The organism is Roseateles aquatilis (assembly GCF_002205645.1).
Taxonomy (GTDB): Bacteria; Pseudomonadota; Gammaproteobacteria; order Burkholderiales; family Burkholderiaceae_C; genus Roseateles; species Roseateles aquatilis.
The window spans coordinates 473,125-489,747 of record NZ_NIOF01000002.1; the positions used below are offsets into that span (position 1 = coordinate 473,125).

The following is a 16,623-nucleotide window of genomic DNA, read 5'->3' on the forward strand; positions in this document are numbered from 1 at the left end:
TCGGCGGTGTCCCGGAAACCGGTGCGAAATCGTCACGGGACGTAGCGCCGGGCACATGTCTTGCCGAGGCTTCCGGGCCACGCGACACGCGTTGGGAAGGTTCCGGAGAGCCTCCTCCCGCGTGCCGGATCTCGTCTCATCCCGAGCCGATCCATGCGTGAGCGGGACCGAGTTTTTCGATGACTTGTCTTCACCACAGGAGGTTCTTCATGCACCTGCGCAAGCTCGCCTGGGCTGTGCCGCTGCTGTTGGCCGCGACCGCGGCCCAGGCGGAGGGCTCCGGCAGTTTCCTGGAGGGTGCCAAGCTCGCCGCGCTGGTCCGTCCGGAGGCCGCGGCCCCGTCGAACAGCCCTCCCCATGATCCGGTCGACGCCAGAACCGCTGCGTCCAGCAAGGCGTTCGCCCCGTCGCCGACGACGGTGTCGGCCCTGTCCCTGGATGTGGCCGACAGCGCCGGCAAACGGCCCGAGATCCGCAACGTGCTCACCCTGGTGGCCGCCCTGGCGCTGGTGGGCTGGATCCAGCGCCGGCGTCCGGATGCCTGACGCAGGCAGTTCCGGCCGGCGGTCCCCGACCGCTCACAGGCACCGGCGCGGTTCGACAACCGCTTCCCGGTGCCGATTCATTTCCGCGTCGCCCCTGGCGTCGCCAACACCCCCGCACCGCTTCGAGCGCACCTGCCCAGGCGCATGAGAGCGAGCGAGTTGTTCGACATGCGATTGGTTGAACGCGATCGGCGGGGCGATGAAATCGTCGATTGGAATATTTTTCAAATCGAATCGACGATGGGGGCTGGCAAGAAGTCGTCTTGCTGCAAGAATGAGTTATGGAGGTTCAGCGAACATTTTTCACGAAGACTGAGCCGATGGTGAAGGTGACCCGGGAGGCCGGCCGCGCAGGGACCGGACGGACACCGTCACAAGATGATGCAAACAATCGGGCGCGTGCTTGCAAGCCGTCGTTCCAGGGCTGCCGATCCGCGATCCGGACGGCGCCCGGCGGCCGCGCCCCACAACCAAGGATGTACCGGTGACCCATGCGTTGATCGTGGATGACGATGTCGATTCCGTCGCGACCCTGCAAGAACTGATTTCCAGCGAGAAGTTCACCGTTTCGGTGGCCCATACCCTGCGCGACGCGCGCCGCCACATCGCGCTGCAGCAACCGGACGTGGTCCTGCTGGACTTGCAACTGCCCGACGGCAACGGGATGGAGCTGTTCTCCGACCCTCAACTGGTGGCCAACTCGGAGGTCGTGCTGATCACCGGCCACGCCAGCCTCGACACCTCGATCCAGGCGCTGCGCCTGGGGGCGGCGGACTACCTGGTCAAGCCGATCAACATCACGCAGCTGCAAGGTGTGTTGTCGCGTGTGATGAAACCCGCGGCGCTGCAGGCGGAGGTCGCCGACCTGAACGCCAACCTGGCGCACAGCGGCCACTTCGGCCTGCTGTGGGGGCGCACGCAGCCGATGCAGCGCATCTACGACCAGATCTCGCGCGTGGCCGGCACCAGCGTGTCGGTGTTCATCAACGGCGAGAGCGGCACCGGCAAGGAGCTCGTCGCGCAGACCGTGCACGACCTCAGCCGCCGGCGCAAGAAGCCGTTCCTGGCGGTGAACTGCGGCGCGATCTCGCCCAATCTGATCGAGAGCGAGATCTTCGGCCACGAGAAGGGCGCCTTCACCGGCGCGGACAAGCAGCACGAAGGCTTCTTCGAGCGCGCCAGCGGCGGCACGCTGTTCCTGGACGAGCTCACCGAGATGCCGCTGGAGCTGCAGGTCAAGCTGCTGCGCGTGCTGGAGACCGGGCGCTTCATGCGCGTCGGCTCGACGACGACGCTGGACGCCGACGTACGCGTGATCGCCGCGTCCAACCGGCCGCTGCTGCAGGCGGTGCAGGCCGGCAAGCTGCGCGAGGACTTGCTGTACCGCCTCAACGTGTTCCCGATCGAGATGCCGCCGCTGCGCGAGCGCCTCGACGACGTGCCGCTGCTGGCCGACCACTTCCTGCGCGGCATCGCCGTGAAGGAAGGCAAGAGCAAGCGCTTCACCGCGCGGGCGCTGGCCCAGCTGCAGACCTACCACTGGCCCGGCAACGTGCGCGAGCTGCGCAACGCGGTCCAGCGCGCCTACGTGATGGCCGCCGCTGACGTGGTCGACGAGCAATGGCTGCCGCGTGGAGAGAACGTCGACGCACAGGCCGCCGTGGCCGCGGCGCCGGCCGCCGGGTTCTCGCCGTCGGTGCCGGCCTTGGCGCCGGCGCCCGCATCGTCCCCCGCGGAGGTCTCCGGACCGTCGGTGACGATGCCGCTCGGGAGCTCGATGGCGCAGGTGGAGAAGGCCTTCATCCTGGCCACGCTGCAGCATTACAAGCATCACAAGGAGCAGACGGCGGCCGTGCTCGGCATCAGCCTGAAGACGCTCTACAACCGGCTCAAGGAATACGCGGCCGAGGATGCGGCGGCGGCCGACAAGGCCGAGCAGTAGTCCCTTCGAGGGCGCCTTGCCGCCGCGTCCCAAGGCGCTCGGTTCCTGGAGGCTGAGCACGGGCTCTCCATGGGGCATGGGCATGCCCGCCAGGATCCCCATGCGCCATTCCGGCCCGATCGCCGCTCGCTGACCGTGGGCCTGGGCTTGCTGCCTTGTCTGCCTCGGCATGCGGCCTGCCTTGCGAAGGCAAGGAGGGCGCCTCATGTCGCTGCGTTGGGTATCCGATCGCGAGCCGGGCCTGCGCCGGCTGCGCGCCGCCAAGGGCTTCCGTTATGTCGATGCGTCGGGGAGCCCGGTGCGCGACGGCGACACGCTGCGCCGCATCCGCGCGCTGGCGATCCCGCCGGCCTACGTCGATGTCTGGATCTGCGCGCGCCAGGACGGACACATCCAGGCCACCGCCCGAGATGCGCGCGGTCGCAAGCAATACCGGTATCACGCCGACTGGATGGCGCTGCGGGGCGAGAACAAGTTCGGGCTGCTGCTCGACTTCGGCCAGCGCCTGCCGCGCCTGCGCCGTCAGGTGCAACGCCGGCTGAGCGACGGCGGCCTCGACCGGGAGCGCGTCATCGCCGCGCTGGTGCGCTTGCTCGACCGGACCTGGATGCGCATCGGCCATCGCGAGTACGCGCGCAGCAATGGTTCCTATGGCCTGAGCACGTTGCTGTGCCGCCATGTGAAGGTGAAGGGCGATGCACTGGTGCTGACCTTCACGGGCAAGAGCGGCGTGCGCCATCAACTCGCACTGCGCGACGAGCGCATCGCCGCGCTGGTGCGCCGCTGCCGCGATCTGCCAGGCAAGGAGCTGTTCGGCTACGAGGACGGGCAGGGCGAGGCCCGTCGCATCGACGCCTCCGATGTCAACGACTGGTTGGGCGAGGTCGGCGGTCCGACCTGCAGCGCGAAGGTCTTCCGCACCTGGCATGCGAGCGTGCTCGCGCTCGATCTGCTGCGGGCGCACGCGCGGGCGGGCACCGCGCCGGTCGACGCGGCGAAGGGCACGATCCAGGAGGTGGCGAGCCGCCTCGGCAACACGGTGGCGGTGTGCCGCAAGTCCTACATTCATCCCGCCGTGCTGGAGTGGGCGCAATCGGACCGGCTCGGCGCGCTGCCGGATCAGCCATGGATGAAGGCGCCGCCCGCGGGCGCGGGCCTGAGCATGGCGGAGCGTCGCCTGATGGGGCTGATGCGGACGCAGCCCCAGGTATCGGTGGCTACGCCTGCGCCGGCGCCGGTGTCGCGGGCAGCGGCGGATGCGGCACGGCCGGCACGGCGCCCCTCGGCGTCGTCGCCCGCGGGCCGGTCGCCGCGTTCTCGCTCGGCGCGCTCGCCGCGTCGTGCGCCGCGAGCCGCGACGCCGTCGCGTGAAGATTCAACAGGTGATCGGCCAGCGACGTCCAGTCGCTGAAGACCGCGTCGGGCTCGCGCAGCGGCGAGCGGCGCCAGGCCGTTTCCGCGCCGGTGTCCAGCAGCAGGCCGCCGGTGCCGGCGCGATGGCCGGCCTCGACGTCGTCCAGCATGTCGCCGACCATCCATGACCGGGCCAGGTCCAGGCCGTGCGCGCGCGCGGCGCGGACCAGCATGCCCGGCGCCGGCTTGCGGCACAGGCAGGCCGGACGGCCTTGCGCGTCGGGGGCATGCGGGCAGACGGCCACGTCGTCGATGGCGACGCCGAAGTCGTCCTTCAGCCGGCGTAGCAGCGCGCCCTGCAGATGCGCGAACTGGGCGCGCGTGAAGGCGCCGCGGGCGATGCCGCTTTCGTTGGTGACGATCACCAGCGCCAGGCCGGCGCTCTGCAGTCGCGCCAGCGCCTCGCCCGCGCCGGGCACCAGCCGCAACCGCGCGGCATCGGCGAGCGGGGCGATCGTGTCGGACGGCTCGGGCGCCAGCAGCGTGCCGTCCTTGTCGAGGAAGACGCAGGCCCGCAGCGACGCCGGCGACGCGGCATCGCGACGTTCCTGGGCCAAGCCCAGGTCGTGGATCGAGATCGTGCCCAGCGGGGCGTCGAGCCACGCGCTCATGCGCCGCCCTTCGCGTGACCTTTCACGCGACCCTTCGTGTCGCCTTCCGCCGGGGCCGCGCTCATCGCGGCAGGCCCATGCCGGCACGCGGCATCGCGGCGACGTAGGCGGCGCGTCGCGAGCGCGCCGCCAGGCCGCCCGGGTCGTCGCGGCGTCCACCGCCTTGCGAGGGGTCCATCATCGGCCCCCCCTCGCGGTCGCCCGGGGTCAGGTGCACGCCACGCGGCGGCGGCAGCAGTTCGGCCAGCCGGTCCAGCGTGCGCCGCACGTCCAGCGGCTTGGCCCACAACTCGAGGAAACCGACGCCGACCGCGTCGAAGTCGGAATCGGCCGTCACGGCGATCGCCGGCACCTGCGCCCAGCCACGCCGCATGCGCAGCAGCTTCAGCAGGTCGGAGCCGTGGCAGTCCGGCAGGTTCAGGTCGACCAGCAGCAGCGCCGGCAGCATCCGGGCGCTCATCCGCCACGCGGGCATGCCGGCTTCGGCGACGTGCAGGCGCAGGTCGCGGCGCTGCTCGAACATCGCCTCCATCACGATGACGTTGAGGGGGCTGTCCTCGATGTACAGCACCGTGGTGAGACCGTCGTTCATCGATGCACTCCTTCCCTGTCCTTGTGAATTGGTCGGGAGGCAGGGCAAGAGACATGCCCGACCTTCCCCCACATCCTGGGGACATTGAGGTACCGCCGTGTTACCGCCGGATGGCCCGGACGTCAACGTTCCCGACATCTCGCCCGAGGTGGCGTCAGGGGTTCTCCGCAGCGGATGGCGCGGCGGCTTCGCGGGCCGGAAAGGCCGGGCGGTCGATGGGTACGAGGCTTGCCTTCGACAGGTTGTCTGCCGATCCACCGCCCCCTCGCAAGGAGCCCGACATGGCCCTCTCCACCCCACGATCCGACGACGATCATCCGACCAGCTTCGGCGTCCACAAGCCGGTGGACCATCTGGTCATCAGCTTCCCGACCGCCGCCGAGGCAGGACAGGCCCGCGCCGCGTTCAGCGCCCTCGGCATCGCCGAGGCCGACCTGCATGCCTTCACCGATCGCGAGATGGTCGATCGCGTGGCCGAGGACCTCAAGCGGGCCAGCCCGCTGGCCTCGATCGGGCAGGAGGTCAACCTGCTGCGCAGCCATGGCGAGCTGGCCGAACGCGGCTACCACTTCCTGGTCGTCAAGGCGAAGAACGACGACCACGCCCGCGAGATCGCGGAGATCGCGCGCCGCAACCACGCCGAGCGCGCCCAGTACTACGGCCACTTCATCATCGAGGCGATGCTCGAGCCCGAAGGTGGCCGGCCGCAGGTGGCGGAGTCCCCGCATCGCGGGCTCGATACCCATCCCAAACCCCCGCTACCGCGTTGAGGGGCACCGCCCCCCCTCGCGTCCGTCCCGGGGTCGGCAAGACCCGGGCCGGCTGGACACCGCCCCGATGCGGACGCATGCTGGCGCCGCCTCCCGTGGGGCACGCCGCTTGCCGTTCACCGACCCACCCCCTCCGCCATCCGGCATCACGAAAGGACACGAACATGAGCACCACGCCCAACAACGAGAAGAGCGACAAGGCTGTTCCGTTCACCACCACCGAAGACGCGGTCAAGGCCGGCCATGTGCCCGCGAACGGCACGTCGGCGACGACCTCGGCCGCATCGAGCACCGCGGGCGTGGACCTCGTGAACCGCGTCGCCGAGAAGGCGCACGCCACGATCGACCGCCTCGCCACGCAGGCGACCCCCGCGGTGCAGCATTTGCAGAAAAGCCTGGAGGACACCAACGAGCTGCTGCACGAGCGCGCCGATCGCCTGCGCACGACCGGCAACGAGTGGTGCGACGGTCTGCGCACCAGCGTGCGCGAGCATCCGCTGGCCGCCATCGGCACGGCGCTGGCGGTGGGCCTGCTGATCGCCCGCCTGACGCGCTGAGCACGGCGCGTCCCATGAGCGAAGGCACCACCGCTTCGTCCGCCGCCGCCGCCGGGGCGGACGGGGGCTTCCCGCCACCGCCGCCGCCACCGGGAAGCGGCCCGTCGATCCCGGGCGGCGGCGGGCCCGCGTCTCCGACGGACGCGGGCTGGCTGGGCGACCTCGGCGGCATGGCGCGCGCCGCGCGCGGCATGCTGTCGGGCCGGTTGCTGCTGCTGGCGCTGGAACTGCGCCGCGCCCGCCACGGCCTGGTCAGCCTGCTGATCCTGACGGTGGTGGCCGCGATCGCCGGCGCCACGGCCTGGATCGCGTTGTGGGCGGGCCTGGCCGCGCTGGCGGTGCAGTTCGGCCTGAGCTGGCCCTGGGCCTGCGCCGCGGTGCTGGGCGCCAACCTGCTGCTGTTGCTGTGGGTCGTCGCCGCGATGAAGGCCCTGACGCCGATGCTGGCGCTGCCCGCGTCTCGCCGCCAGTTCCACTGGCTGTTCAACGATCCGATGGATCCTGAGGAACCGACCGCCGATGGCCGCACCGCAACACCGACCTGATCCGCGCAGGACTCCCGTGGCGCCCGACCTCCCGGACCTGCCCGAGACGCTGGAGGACCTGACGCTGCGCATCGAGATGGCCGAGTTGCGCGTGGTGCGCCGCGACCTTGAATTCCATACCCATTGGGACTCGTTGCAACTGCGCGGCAAGGCCGCGCTCGCTCCCAGCCACTGGTTGCTGCCGGCGCTGGGCACCGGGGCGAGCTGGCTGTTCTGGCGCCTGATCCGGCGCCGGCCGCGCCGGCATGGTCGCGGCTCGGGGCAGGGCCGTCGCGACCATTCGCTGCATGCCGCGCAGGATGCACAGGCGCATCGCGAGGGCGATGCTGGTGGCGCTGGCGGCGATGCCGCGCGGCCGGAACTCGGCACGCTGCAACTGCTGACGATGTTGTGGAGCTTCATGCCGACGCGGTTGCGTGGGCAACTGGGGCCGGACATGACGCAGATGTTGCTGGGCGTGATCGCGGGCTTCATCCAGGGGCGCAAGCAGCAGCGCAAGGACCGGGACGCGGCCGAGGCCTAGGCGCCGCATGGCGAAGCCCAGGTCCGGGCCTCGCAGCCAGGGACCGGGCCGCGGCAAGCGACCCGGTCCCTGGGCTTACTCGGCGTTGCGCGCCTGGTCGCGCAGCAGGCGGATCTGGTCGTGATTGCGCAGGGCGCCGGCCAACTGGCGCTGCACCACGTCCACCACGCCGGCCGGCAGCGGCTTCTGCGCCGCCTTGCGGTAGCGGGCGACGGCGGTGTCCTCGCCGCGCTCGCATTCCTCCAGCATCGCCTTGTCGCTGTAGCCGGTCAGCGTGCCCTTGACGGCGACCCAGCCGCGATGCATCGCGCCGGAGGTGCTGCCTTCATCCTCGGGCGTGCCGCCGTGCTGCCGCACGATCTGCTGCAGTTCCGAGCACGCCTGGCGGCAGTCCGCCGCGCGTTGCGCGAAGACCTCGCGCAGGCTGGCGCTCTTCACGTGTTCCGCGCAGCTCAGGAAGCCGTATTCACCGTCCTTGCAGGTCTCGATGAGCGTGTTCAGCTCGTCGATGACGTCCTTGTTGTCCATGACATTCCTTCCGTGGGGGTTGGGATGTCCGGTATTCAGCAAGGCATGTACCCGTCACCGCGTCTTCACGCCGGGCCGGCGGCGCCGCGGGCTCAGGCCGAGGTCGGCAGGCCCATCGCGCGTCGCAGGCCTTCCAGGATCTGCGACGGCGAGGCCGGCTTGCGCAGCACGATGAAGGAGGACTCCGCCGTCAACGCCGCGCTGTAGCCGCTGATCAGCACCACCGGCAGCCCCGGGCGGCGCACACGCAGCTCGCGGGCCAGCGCCTGGCCGTCCATCGAGCCCGGCATCATGACGTCCGACAGCACCACGTCCACGGCGGCGCCGCTTCCGAAGAGCTGCAAGGCCTCGTCCGCGTCGCGCGCCGGCAAGACCTGGCACGAGAAGCTGCGCAGCAGGCTGGCGGTGATGCGGTTGAGCTCTTCGTTGTCCTCCACCAGCAGGACCCGCACGCCCGACAGGCTGCCGGCCAGGCTGGTCTGGCTGGGCTGCTCGGGCCGCGTCATCGGCGCGCTCGTCTGGGACGGCAGCAGCAGCGTCACCGTGGTGCCGGCGCCGGGCTGGCTGGCGATGCGCGCGGTGCCGCCGGCCTGCACGCAGAAGCCCAGCACCTGGCTCAGGCCCAGGCCCGTGCCCTTGCCGACGGCCTTGGTGGTGAAGAACGGCTCGAAGACGCGCGCCAGCACGTCCTCCGCGATGCCCGGGCCATGGTCGGTGAAGGTGATGGCGACGTACTCGCCGGGCGCGAGGTCCTGCACGTCGAAGGACTGGGCGCGGCGCGCCTCCACCGTGACCTCGCCCATGCCGTTGGTGGCGTCGCGTGCGTTCAGCGCGATGTTGATCAGGGACAGCTCCAGCTCCGACGGGTCGACGCGCACGCTGGGCGCGTCCGGCGCGACGTTCATCGTGACCTGCATGCGCTTGCCCAGCACGGTGGCCAGCAGTTCCTTCATCTCGCCCAGCGTCGAGCGCAGGTCGACGATCTGCGGATGCACCGGTTGACGGCCCGCGACGCGCAGCAGGTGCTGCGTCAGGCGGCTGCCCACGTCGACGGACCGGATGATCGCGCCCAGCGGCATCGCCAGCGCCTCGGCGTGCGGGCTGCGCTGGATCAGGTGGGCGCTGTTGCTGATCACGCCCAGCAGGTTGTTGAAGTCGTGCGCCACGCCGCCGGTCAGGCGGCCGAGCGCGGCGGTGCGTTGCGAGCGGGAGCTGAGCTGCTCGGCCTCGCGCGTGCGCTCGACGGCGTCGTTGACGCGGAGTTCCAGCTCCGAGCGCCCCTGCCGGATCGCCGCGCTGGCGTCTTCCAGCGCCTGCGCCACCTCGTCGCATTCGGCCATGCCGGTGCGCTGGGCCTGCACCGGTTCGCCGGCGCGCAGCTTGTTGGCGATGGCGTTGAGCTCGTGGATCGGATCGGAGATGCGCCGGCTGATCCACAAGGCGCCAAGCAGGCCGATGAGCACCAGCACCAGCGAGCCGACGGCGATCGGCTGCAGCGTGCCGGCACGGCCGCCCAGTCCGGTCGGCCGCGGCACCGCGGTCACCACGGTCCAGCCTTGCGGCGACTTGCTGAAGTAGCCGCGGATCGGCTCGCCGTCCAGGCTCAAGGTCTCGAAGACCGCCTCCTCGCGACCGGCCAGCAGCCGCTTCATGTCTTCGGTGGCCGGCCGTCCGGCATACCCGGCGCCGCCCGGATGGCGCGCGATGACGGTGCCGCGGCTGTCCATGATGGTCGCGGTCCAGTCCGACGGCAGGCCCTGCGTGTCGATGATCTGCTGCAGTTCCTGCGGCAACACCGTGACCGTCATGTTGAGCAGGACGCGGCCGTTGCGTCCGATCGGCTGGACGACCGAGGCCCGCCATTGCCCGGTCGCGGGGTCCGGCGACAGGTCGCCGATGAGCGGCTGCTCCAGCAGCGGGGCGGTTTCGCGGACCGGCAAGGCGCCCGTCGTGGCGGGTGGCAGGCCCGGTGGCGCCATGGCCGGTGCCGCCGCCGATCCGGTGACGGCACCGCCCGCGGCCGTGCCGGACGCGCCGGCGCCGATTGGCGTCGCCGGGGCGGCGCCGGCGGGGAGGCGGGTGCTGAACAAGGTGCGCTCTGGCGTGGTCAGCTCGACCCAGCCGGCCATGCCCTGGACCGCGCGGCGCGACTGCAACGCCAGCATCGCCAGATCGTCCGCAGGAATCTGCGGCGCGTTGTCCAGGATCTGCGACAGCGACAGCACCCGCGCGATGCCGGCGCGGCGCTCCAGCTCCCGGTCCACGACCATCGACAGCGCGCGCGTGTTGTCCCGCATGTGGCGGATCGTCGCGTCGGTCTCGTCGGCCCAGGTCTGCCAGCTGACCCAGAGCGCGGCGATCACGCCCGGCAGCATGACGGAGAAGACGAGCAGCAGCAGGCGGGAGCGGATGGGCAGGGACATGGGGGGTGCGGAGGGACGGAGTCGCCAATGAGGCCAGGCGCCGGTGCCGGTGCGGGTGCCGCGCTGCGGCGGCAGATTATGAGCGGTGCTGTTCAAGGAATTTCAGGCTCGTGGGACGGGCCGGACCGGTCGATGAAGGGGACGGCGCCGATCGGCGCGCCGGCGGGCGACGGGATCGTCGCGGTGGTCGTGGCCGTGGTGACGGTGGTGGTCGTGACGACCTGCGTGGCCGCGCCCGCCGGCAGGACCCGGGGCGGGCGCAGCAGGGTCGACAGCGGTGGGCAGGGGCGGTCGCTCTCGCGCAGGTACAGGGCCACCGGTCGCATGCGGCGGTTGCGCTGGCTGATGCTGCGCAGGCAGATCAGCAACGGCACGGCCAGCACCGCGCCGGCCACGCCCCACAGCCAGCCCCAGAACATCACCGACAGCAGCACCGACAGCGGGTTCATCGACAGCCGCCGGCCGACGACGAAGGGCGTCACGAAGTTGGCCTCGACCGCATGCACGCACAGGTAGGCGGCGGCGGGGGCCGCCAGCGCGGTCAGCCCGCCGTCGCCCGGCGACGAGGCGAGCGACGCCGCCAGCAGCAGCCCCGCCATGATCAGCGGGCCGAGGTAGGGGATGAAGTTCAGCAGCGCCGCCAGCGCGCCCCACAGGCCGGGGTTGGGCAGGCCCACCAGCCACATCGCGCCGGCCACTACCAGCCCGACGCCCAGGTTGATGGCGGACACCGAGACCATGTAGCGCGAGATGTCGCGCTGCGCCGCGCGCAGCCCGCCCAGCACCACCGCGCGCAGGCGCGGTCGATGGGGCAGCAGCTCGATGCAGCGCGACAGCACCCAGTGCTCCGAGGCCAGCAGGAAGTACAGCAGGATCGTCGTGGCCGCGGCGGACACCAGCAACCGCACGCCCTGGCCCAGCACCTGTGCGGTCAGGGCGACGCTCTCGCTGGCGAGGCGCTCGCGCAGCGGATCAGCCGGTGGCGGCGCGGCGGCGCGCCCGGCGACGCGACGCTCCGTGGGCGGGCCGAAGCCCGGGATGGCGGCCCGCCAGCGGTCGACGCGGTTCAGCGCCTGCGTCACGGCCGCCGGCGCGCGCTCCCACCACTGCGCCGCGGGCTCGGCCAGCAGCGCCACCGCGAGCACCGAGCAGCCCACCACCGTGGTGACCAGCATGCCGGCGCTGATGGCCTCGGGCACGCCGTGGTGACGCATCGTGCGCACGGCCGGCGCCAGCACGAAGGTCAGGATCAGCGCCACCAGCACCGGCAGCACGATCGCGCTGGCCTCCTTGAGCAGGAAGATCAGCGCGATCAACAACAGGCCGCGCGACGCCCAGCGGCGCATCGAGGTCGGGGGCAGGGCGGCGGCACGCAAGGCGTCGGGTCCCGGCGGCGTTCAGGAAGGCCGCGGGGCAGTCGCCCCGCGGCCATGACGGGGCGTCCGGGCCGGCCCCCGAAAGGGCGTGGGCACGGCGCGGCGGAAGGGGCGGGGCATGGTGGTCTCCTCGGCGGCCGCGTGCGGTAAGGAATGCGCGGTCAGATGTTGTTGAGCGCAATGAAGCAATCGCCGGGCCAGCGCGCGAGGACGCGGGTGCGAAAGCGTCGCCTTCCGCGCGATCGGCCAGTCGCCACCGCATCGTGGCGCGCGCTGGGGCGGGCCTGGGGATGTCCGCGTACACGGTACGCGCGGGCCGCGTGCATGCCGGAGGTGGGCCGGATACGGGCCGGACGTGGGCCGGATACACGCGTGACACGGGCCGGGTACAGGCTGGGTACGGCGTGCGACGGTAAAAGCTACCGCAAAGCGTTCCGGGCGGCGGGGTTCGGAACGGCTACGCGCGACGCGATGACGACGGAGGGGACGGCGTCCATGCGATCGCGCGTGGGCGGGTCGATGCCCGGCAGGCCCCATGCCCAAAGGGTTTGCGGGTTCGGGCCGGGCACGCCGAATGGCCGTCAGTCCGCGATGTGAAACCGCGCGACCAGGGCGGCATGGGTCTTGCGTTGAGGGGATATCGCGCCGGTTCGCCGGCACTGCCTACAACGCGGCGACCGCCCGTTGCAGGCGGTTTCAACCTCTAGCCCGATCAGGAGTTTCCCAGTGGGAGCAATGGAACTACGGCACGAGCACAGGCAGTCGCAGACCCTGTCACCCCGACTGCAGCACGCCGTGCGGCTGCTGCAGATGTCCTCGTTGGACTTTTCGACCATGGTCACCGACATGCTGGGGCGCAACCCCTTCCTGGAAGTGACCGAAGGCGGCGATGAAGCCGCGGCCATGGACGGCGACGCGCAGGTGGCGCCGGCGCCGGTGATGGCCGACATGCCCGAGCCGCTGCCCGACGACCGCGAGATCTGGCGTGCCGAGAGCTCGGGGTCGCTGCGGCGCGCCGAGGACGGCGAGCTCAGCGCGCTGGAGATGACCGCCGCGCAGACCTGCCTGCGCGAGCATCTGCGCAGCCAGTTGAACGTGTTGCGCCTGTCGTCGCGCGATCTGCTGCTGGCGTCGATCGTGGCCGAGTCGGTCGACGACGACGGCTATCTGCGCAGCTCGCTGGAAGAGCTGGCCGCGGTCGCGCAACTGCAGCCGGCGGTGGAGCTCGGCGAGATGCAGATCGCGCTCAAGCGCGTGCAGGCGCTGGATCCGCTGGGCGTGGGCGCGCGCAGCGTGGCCGAATGCCTGCTGCTGCAACTGCCCAAGATCGAGGACACCCGCAGTCGCATGCTGGCCGAGCGGATCATCACGCAGCATTTGAACCTGCTGGCCTCGCGCGACATTCCGTCGCTGGCGCAGTTGCTGGACGTGAGCGTCGCCGAGGCCGAGATGGTGTGCCTCAAGCTGCGCCGCTTCGATCCCCGACCGGGTTGGCGCTATGAGACGACGCAGGCCGCGTACATCGTGCCCGACGTGCTGACGACGAAGGTGCGCGGCCAGTGGCGCGTGCAGCTCAATCCGGCGGTGATCCCCAAGGTCCGCATGAACCAGGTCTATGCGGAGCTGTTCCAGCGGCATCGCAAGCAGGGTCATGCCGAGATGGCCAACCACCTGCAGGAAGCGCGCTGGACGATGCGCAACATCGAGCAGCGCTTCTCCACCATCCTGGACGTGGCCAACGCGATCGTGAAGCGTCAGCGCCACTTCCTCGAATTCGGCGCGATGGCGATGAAGCCGCTGGGCCTCAAGGAGATCGCCGACGAGGTCGGCATCCACGAGTCCACCGTGTCCCGCGTGACCAACAACAAGTACCTGGCGACGCCCTCGGGCGTGTACGAGCTCAAGTACTTCTTCTCGCGCGCGATCGTCAGCAGCAACGGCAGCGCGTGCTCGGGCACCGCGATCCGCGGCCTGATCAAGGACATCATCGAGGCCGAACGCGCCGAGAACCCGTTCTCCGACGCGGAGATCACGCGCCAACTCGCCCGCCAAGGGCTGGTAGTGGCGCGGCGCACGGTGACCAAGTACCGGCAGATGCTGCGCATCGACGCGGTCGAGCGGCGCCGTCAACACAGCTGAGGCGCTGGCCACGAACGAATTTCCGGGACAACTTTCCGAGGCGCGATGGAGACAAGGACGGAGCCCACGAAGGCTCCGTCTTCATTTGGCCAAGGAACCGCGACCGGCACCGCCGAACTCATGCCCTCTTCATGTCGCCCGATCCCCGGGCGCGGCTGAGCAAGGAGTCCGGATGCCATCGACGAAATTAACGACAGGAGCCTATCTCTTCGGCCCCAACGCCGACGCGGACCATGGATTCGACGAGAGGCGAACGCAGAATCGTGAGCGCGCTCACGTGACAGGCCGCTGTCTGGACGTGACCGGTCACGACATGGTGGATCCGCGGGCGGCGCTCGAAGAGGTGGCCGGGCTGTCCATGGATGCGGCGTGGTGGCGCGAGGAACTCGATGTGATGGGGAAAGGCGACGCCCTTTACCAAGACATGGAGGCCGCGCGGAAGGTCTGGGGGGAATGGGAGACGTGGCTGGAGGGGGCCTCGATGCCGAAGCCGCTCAGCAAGGAGGAGCGGCGGCGCGGCATGAGCGACGCACCGCCGAAGCTCTCTGGCAGCATCGCGCACGCACTGGGCGAGGACTACCGGCTGTACAAGACCTTGGAGAGTCATTGCCGTGTTCGCCTCGGTCGGGGCGGGCGTGACGAGAGGCTCGGAGCCGAGCGGACCCGGCTTGCCGGTCCGTCCAAAGTCGTCGCGCGGCCAAGCGTCATGGCCGTCAACGCGACGGCGGCGCCTGCTGAACGCGTCCTCCATCCGGCGGTTGCCCGCATCGACTCGATCGGCATTGCCTATCCCCCGAACTTGGACCGCTTCAGGTCATCGGCATGGAACGCCGCTCATGCGCCGGTTGAGCCCTCGGCACCCCCGGCGTCGATGCTCTATCCCCTGACGCCCACGGCGCCGTCGAGGTCGATGTCCACGGCGCACAGCTCGATGGCATCGATGCAGAGCCGGTACTTCTCGGCCCAGGACGAGACGAGCACCCGCCGCCCCGGCGCCGATCCGGCCGGTGCTACTTCCGATCGCGGTTCCCCGCGTTCTTGACGAGTCGATCGCGACGCTCGGCATCCAGCCCGGGCGTGGCGCGCAGGTCGGTATCGACCTGGCCCTGCTTCAGGTCGTCGTGCGCCTGGCCGATCACCTCGCGCTGCTGCTGGCCGGCGGCGCCGGTGCCCATGCCACCGGTCGAGTCGGCGCCGGTGCTCTGATCGCGCTCGTGCGGCAACTGCGCGTCATTGTCACTGCCGGATGCAGAGTCCTTCGAGCGCTTGGACCCTGGCGACACCGGCGCCTTGTCGAGCATGCGGCGCGGCGCGGGCGTGGGACGGTCGGCCTTTCCGTCGGTTTTGCGGTCGGTGGTGCTGCCCATGGCGATTACCTCGTTCGTTGCGATACAGCCTCCAGGCAAGCGGGCAACCCATCGAGATGGGCGTCATCCAGCCCGATCGTTCACACGCATTCGCCGCCATTGCCATCGCGCTCGGCATCGCTCATGTCGCGGTGCATGGGTCGCGACGAGCGCAACGCCGGTGACCGCCGCTCGCGTGCAGGCACTGACACGCGTCCGGAGCCGACCGCGTGGTTGCGATCGGTGGGCAACATCAGGAGCAAGCAATGAACAACTTTCCATTGACGTCGTACGACCCATTGGCGTCGGCATTTCGGGACGCGCTGGAGGGCGCGGAGGCGCTTCCCTCGGCGGGGCGGCCCGGCACCGATCCGCTGGATGCCTGCCTGAGTGGCGATCTGCCGCCGGGCCGGCTGCCGCGTCTCTCGCGCGAGCGTGGCGCAGGGGCTGGGCGCCCCCCGCATGACTCGAACGCGGATCTCTCGACCGTGTCGCGCTACTTCAGTCAACTCGCCAAGGACCGCTCGGGTATGCACGTCGCGCTCCCCCGGCTGATCGAGCACCTGCGCAGCGACCTCGGTCTGCGCCAACGTCCGGATCCGGCCTTGCCCGCCATGCTGTTGAAGGCCGGGCGGGAGCTGTCGATCTGCATGGACGCGAGGGAGGCGCTCTTCACGATGCATTTGAACCTGAGCGAGTTTCGCAACCGGATTCGCCTGCCTTTCGCGGAGCGCCTGGAGCGTTTCGAGGCCAGACTGAAGCAGATCGACATCGAGTTGGGCGACGCCGGGCTCTATGCGCCAGCGGCAGACAAGGGGATCGCCGGAGCGATCCAGGACTTTTGTGGCCGCACCGCAAGGGTTCTTGCCCAGACCGACTCTGCCCTCAAGGGCGGTCTCTCCCTGAACGAGATCGTCAAGGCGAGCAGCACCCATGCGGACGCCCTTGGGACGACCCTCCTCGACTACGAGGCAGCAATCCGGAACAGCCTTGGACCGTCGGCCATCATCGCCGAGCAAGCGGAGCAGCGCGAGGCGATGGTGGCTCGATTCGACGCCTTGCGGCCGCAACTGTTGGCCAGGGGGGGCACCCTGGCGCAGATCCGCTCGGAGTTGTTCGCGGCGTCAGCGGCGCGGGCCGTGGCGCCGCCGGTCCCGGCGACCGGCGGCATGATCGACCTGGACCCGCCGTCGTTCGACGACCCGGAGGAGGGGGAGGATGGTCCCGTGTCGCCCACGGACAGCGGCGAGCTTTGGGAGCGCGGTTTCCATTGATGCGTGCGTGCGCGATCCGACGCCGGAACGACGCTTGCC

Annotated in this window: 15 protein-coding genes and 1 pseudogene; 10 read left to right on the plus strand and 6 right to left on the minus strand. The window is 70.5% G+C overall.

What is annotated here, in order from left to right:
- Positions 1 to 209 precede the first annotated feature (209 nt).
- The 3 genes from CDN99_RS07560 (at position 210) to CDN99_RS07570 (ending at position 3,898) form a co-directional block, all read left to right on the plus strand.
- Positions 210 to 545, plus strand: a complete 336-nt coding sequence (locus CDN99_RS07560; RefSeq protein WP_088384167.1) for a hypothetical protein — start codon at positions 210 to 212, stop codon at positions 543 to 545.
- A gap of 484 nt (positions 546 to 1,029) precedes the next feature.
- The gene (locus tag CDN99_RS07565) at positions 1,030 to 2,487 is read left to right on the plus strand and encodes a sigma-54-dependent transcriptional regulator (RefSeq protein ID WP_088384169.1); all 1,458 of its coding nucleotides are present in this window, start codon (positions 1,030 to 1,032) and stop codon (positions 2,485 to 2,487) included.
- A 205-nt stretch (positions 2,488 to 2,692) separates the two neighbouring features.
- On the plus strand, positions 2,693 to 3,898 hold the full coding sequence (locus CDN99_RS07570) for a DNA topoisomerase IB (protein ID WP_088384171.1): 1,206 nt from the start codon (positions 2,693 to 2,695) through the stop codon (positions 3,896 to 3,898).
- Between the two features lie 52 nt (positions 3,899 to 3,950).
- Here CDN99_RS07570 and CDN99_RS29175 read toward each other — a convergent pair.
- Together CDN99_RS29175 and CDN99_RS07580 are read right to left on the minus strand one after the other, a co-directional pair.
- A pseudogene (locus CDN99_RS29175) lies at positions 3,951 to 4,511 on the minus strand (D-glycero-alpha-D-manno-heptose-1,7-bisphosphate 7-phosphatase); the annotation flags it as partial.
- Between the two features lie 61 nt (positions 4,512 to 4,572).
- Positions 4,573 to 5,103 carry a response regulator gene (locus CDN99_RS07580; RefSeq protein WP_158218778.1) on the minus strand — a complete coding sequence of 177 codons (531 nt, stop codon included), beginning with the start codon at positions 5,101 to 5,103 and terminating at the stop codon, positions 4,573 to 4,575.
- 281 nt (positions 5,104 to 5,384) lie between these two features.
- Here CDN99_RS07580 and CDN99_RS07585 point away from each other — a divergent pair, with 281 nt between their 5' ends.
- From CDN99_RS07585 to CDN99_RS07600, 4 genes are all read left to right on the plus strand, one after another.
- Positions 5,385 to 5,873 (plus strand): hypothetical protein, encoded by a 489-nt coding sequence (locus tag CDN99_RS07585; RefSeq protein WP_088384177.1) that lies wholly within the window; start codon positions 5,385 to 5,387, stop codon positions 5,871 to 5,873.
- A 164-nt stretch (positions 5,874 to 6,037) separates the two neighbouring features.
- Positions 6,038 to 6,430, plus strand: a complete 393-nt coding sequence (locus tag CDN99_RS07590; RefSeq protein WP_088384179.1) for an ElaB/YgaM/YqjD family protein — start codon at positions 6,038 to 6,040, stop codon at positions 6,428 to 6,430.
- Between the two features lie 14 nt (positions 6,431 to 6,444).
- Positions 6,445 to 6,975 (plus strand): hypothetical protein, encoded by a 531-nt coding sequence (locus tag CDN99_RS07595; RefSeq protein WP_088384181.1) that lies wholly within the window; start codon positions 6,445 to 6,447, stop codon positions 6,973 to 6,975.
- Positions 6,976 to 6,991: 16 nt separating this feature from the next.
- Positions 6,992 to 7,498: a hypothetical protein gene (locus CDN99_RS07600; RefSeq protein ID WP_088384183.1), complete on the plus strand. Its 507-nt coding sequence runs from the start codon at positions 6,992 to 6,994 to the stop codon at positions 7,496 to 7,498.
- Positions 7,499 to 7,573: 75 nt separating this feature from the next.
- Here CDN99_RS07600 and CDN99_RS07605 read toward each other — a convergent pair whose 3' ends face one another.
- The 3 genes from CDN99_RS07605 to CDN99_RS07615 all read right to left on the minus strand — a co-directional run bounded on the left by CDN99_RS07605 (position 7,574) and on the right by CDN99_RS07615 (position 11,825).
- The gene (locus tag CDN99_RS07605; protein ID WP_088384185.1) at positions 7,574 to 8,026 is read right to left on the minus strand and encodes a ferritin-like domain-containing protein; all 453 of its coding nucleotides are present in this window, start codon (positions 8,024 to 8,026) and stop codon (positions 7,574 to 7,576) included.
- Positions 8,027 to 8,118: 92 nt separating this feature from the next.
- The gene (locus CDN99_RS07610; protein ID WP_088384187.1) at positions 8,119 to 10,449 is read right to left on the minus strand and encodes an ATP-binding protein; all 2,331 of its coding nucleotides are present in this window, start codon (positions 10,447 to 10,449) and stop codon (positions 8,119 to 8,121) included.
- 92 nt (positions 10,450 to 10,541) lie between these two features.
- Positions 10,542 to 11,825, minus strand: a complete 1,284-nt coding sequence (locus CDN99_RS07615) for an AI-2E family transporter (RefSeq protein WP_141100692.1) — start codon at positions 11,823 to 11,825, stop codon at positions 10,542 to 10,544.
- 735 nt (positions 11,826 to 12,560) lie between these two features.
- On the opposite strand from CDN99_RS07615, the gene rpoN reads away from it, so the two are divergent.
- On the plus strand, positions 12,561 to 13,964 hold the full coding sequence (gene rpoN / locus CDN99_RS07620) for an RNA polymerase factor sigma-54 (RefSeq protein WP_238139412.1): 1,404 nt from the start codon (positions 12,561 to 12,563) through the stop codon (positions 13,962 to 13,964).
- Positions 13,965 to 14,136: 172 nt separating this feature from the next.
- Complete coding sequence (locus CDN99_RS07625) at positions 14,137 to 15,006, plus strand: hypothetical protein (RefSeq protein ID WP_088384193.1); 870 nt, start codon at positions 14,137 to 14,139, stop codon at positions 15,004 to 15,006.
- On the opposite strand, the gene CDN99_RS07630 is transcribed toward CDN99_RS07625, so the two are convergent.
- Entirely contained in the window at positions 14,975 to 15,331 is a 357-nt protein-coding gene (locus CDN99_RS07630; protein WP_088384195.1) for a hypothetical protein, read from the minus strand. The genes CDN99_RS07625 and CDN99_RS07630 overlap by 32 nt on opposite strands.
- A gap of 245 nt (positions 15,332 to 15,576) precedes the next feature.
- On the opposite strand from CDN99_RS07630, the gene CDN99_RS07635 reads away from it, so the two are divergent.
- Complete coding sequence (locus CDN99_RS07635; RefSeq protein WP_088384197.1) at positions 15,577 to 16,584, plus strand: hypothetical protein; 1,008 nt, start codon at positions 15,577 to 15,579, stop codon at positions 16,582 to 16,584.
- The last annotated feature ends 39 nt before the right edge of the window (positions 16,585 to 16,623 follow it).

Bases quoted from the DNA above. Each gene is read 5' to 3' on its own strand.
- CDN99_RS07560 (WP_088384167.1), top strand. From the start codon at position 210: ATGCACCTGCGCAAGCTCGCCTGGGCTGTGCCGCTGCTGTTGGCCGCG.
- CDN99_RS07570 (WP_088384171.1), top strand. From the start codon at position 2,693: ATGTCGCTGCGTTGGGTATCCGATCGCGAGCCGGGCCTGCGCCGGCTG.
- CDN99_RS07580 (WP_158218778.1), bottom strand. From the start codon at position 5,103: ATGAACGACGGTCTCACCACGGTGCTGTACATCGAGGACAGCCCCCTC.
- CDN99_RS07585 (WP_088384177.1), top strand. From the start codon at position 5,385: ATGGCCCTCTCCACCCCACGATCCGACGACGATCATCCGACCAGCTTC.
- CDN99_RS07590 (WP_088384179.1), top strand. From the start codon at position 6,038: ATGAGCACCACGCCCAACAACGAGAAGAGCGACAAGGCTGTTCCGTTC.
- CDN99_RS07595 (WP_088384181.1), top strand. From the start codon at position 6,445: ATGAGCGAAGGCACCACCGCTTCGTCCGCCGCCGCCGCCGGGGCGGAC.
- CDN99_RS07605 (WP_088384185.1), bottom strand. From the start codon at position 8,026: ATGGACAACAAGGACGTCATCGACGAGCTGAACACGCTCATCGAGACC.
- CDN99_RS07610 (WP_088384187.1), bottom strand. From the start codon at position 10,449: ATGTCCCTGCCCATCCGCTCCCGCCTGCTGCTGCTCGTCTTCTCCGTC.
- rpoN (WP_238139412.1), top strand. From the start codon at position 12,561: ATGGAACTACGGCACGAGCACAGGCAGTCGCAGACCCTGTCACCCCGA.
- CDN99_RS07625 (WP_088384193.1), top strand. From the start codon at position 14,137: ATGCCATCGACGAAATTAACGACAGGAGCCTATCTCTTCGGCCCCAAC.
- CDN99_RS07630 (WP_088384195.1), bottom strand. From the start codon at position 15,331: ATGGGCAGCACCACCGACCGCAAAACCGACGGAAAGGCCGACCGTCCC.
- CDN99_RS07635 (WP_088384197.1), top strand. From the start codon at position 15,577: ATGAACAACTTTCCATTGACGTCGTACGACCCATTGGCGTCGGCATTT.